Below are 1331 nucleotides of genomic sequence, written 5' to 3'. Positions count from 1 at the left end.
GCTCAGCAAACCCACCCCGCTCAGAATCCCCCCGGCCCACCTTTCCCGAACGAAAACCCTCTGACCTGTCGGCACACATGGACGCCCACTTCATCCGGAAAAACATTGCGCAGTTTCTGCGAAGCATGCATTAGGAGGGCTTACGGAATCCGTTACTCGTGTCGTGCCTCTGGAAGATTTTTTCCTGGGACTTTGGTTTAACACAGGCGATCATCGTTTGTTCGATGCGAAGCCCTACCTGAATCGTGGTGTGTTTAAGCAGTTGCAGGACATCGCCCTATTCAATCAGGCATTCGTCTCGCTTATCTCAAAACCCGGCATCATCGAGCCATGGCGTCAAAAGGTCCTCGATATGCTGGGAACCGATCCTTGTAGGACTCCATACCATTGCTTAATATACGCTGTTTGCGTATAGTTTATCCATGAAAGCCCTATTTGTCGAGTTACCTGCCTTTGCCAGATTCAGGGCTGACTACCTGAGCGATGACGGTTTCCGCGCCCTGCAAAACACTCTGATGAAGAACCCAGGGGCTGGCGACATCATTGAAGGCAGCGGTGGTTTGCGCAAACCGCGTTACGCTGATGTCAAACGAGGCAAGGGAAAGCGCGGTGGGTTGCGCGTGATCTACTTCTGGTGGAATGCTGGTCAGCAATTCTGGCTTTTCACCCTATACGACAAGAATGAAATGGATGACCTGACCGTTAAGGAAAAGGGGTTGCTCAGAGGCATGCTAAAACTCGAATTGGAGGCAAGACGATGAAAAATAGAAATCTGTTTGCAGAGATTTCCGAAGGTTTCAATGCGTTAGCAGATGAACGTGCCGGAAAACGCACGTTGCGTACTCACGAGGTCAACATGATTCCGGCATCAGCGATTACTGCGGGTGAATTGTTGGCCTTGCGGGAAAAATTAAACCTATCCCGACCGGTTTTCGCCCGCTACCTGCGCACCAACCCGCGTACCCTTGAAAACTGGGAACAGGGTCGTGCCCGTCCCAATGCCCAGGCCGCCTTATTGATCCGCCTCGTGGAGCGTTATCCAGATACCATGGAGCGTCTCGCAACGGTGTGACCCCACAGATCTCAGTTGCCAGGTTTTGCCTGAACGCACAGTGTCAATGATGTACGCCCGCCAACTTGGTAGACGGTCTCGGTTCTGCTGGCTCCATTACGCCGAAAAGTGACACGGCTGCGCTGCCCTCTCTATCCGGCTCTGGTTGTTCACTACACAGTACGCAGTACGCAGTAACTGAGCGGCGTTGTATTCAGGGAGGATTGACCCCGGCATACTCTGATCATCGAGGGCGGATGATCCGGAGTGGGGTTACGAA

The 1331-nt window shown here is 52.8% G+C and carries 3 protein-coding genes; all 3 read left to right on the top strand.

All coding sequences use genetic code 11. The annotated features are described in order from the left end of the window. The first annotated feature begins 163 nt into the window (after positions 1-163). Genes M6F29_RS12605 through relB form a run of 3 tightly spaced genes read left to right on the top strand, consistent with a single transcriptional unit; the run spans position 164 to position 1072 of the window. On the top strand, positions 164-415 hold the full coding sequence (locus M6F29_RS12605) for a DUF2442 domain-containing protein (RefSeq protein WP_524537734.1): 252 nt from the start codon (positions 164-166) through the stop codon (positions 413-415). A gap of 7 nt (positions 416-422) precedes the next feature. Beyond that, on the top strand, positions 423-761 hold the full coding sequence (locus tag M6F29_RS11745; protein ID WP_298160123.1) for a type II toxin-antitoxin system RelE/ParE family toxin: 339 nt from the start codon (positions 423-425) through the stop codon (positions 759-761). Further along, positions 758-1072 carry a type II toxin-antitoxin system RelB family anti-toxin transcriptional regulator gene (gene relB / locus M6F29_RS11740; RefSeq protein WP_298160120.1) on the top strand — a complete coding sequence of 105 codons (315 nt, stop codon included), beginning with the start codon at positions 758-760 and terminating at the stop codon, positions 1070-1072. Before M6F29_RS11745 ends, relB begins: the two co-directional genes overlap by 4 nt. Positions 1073-1331: the final 259 nt, after the last annotated feature.

The organism is Ferrovum sp. (assembly GCF_027317285.1).
Taxonomy (GTDB): Bacteria; Pseudomonadota; Gammaproteobacteria; order Burkholderiales; family Ferrovaceae; genus Ferrovum.
Note: the sequence above shows the minus strand (reverse complement) of the source record. Positions and strands in the feature narration are given on the sequence as shown.

Bases quoted from the DNA above. Each gene is read 5' to 3' on its own strand.
- M6F29_RS11745 (WP_298160123.1), top strand. From the start codon at position 423: ATGAAAGCCCTATTTGTCGAGTTACCTGCCTTTGCCAGATTCAGGGCT.
- relB (WP_298160120.1), top strand. From the start codon at position 758: ATGAAAAATAGAAATCTGTTTGCAGAGATTTCCGAAGGTTTCAATGCG.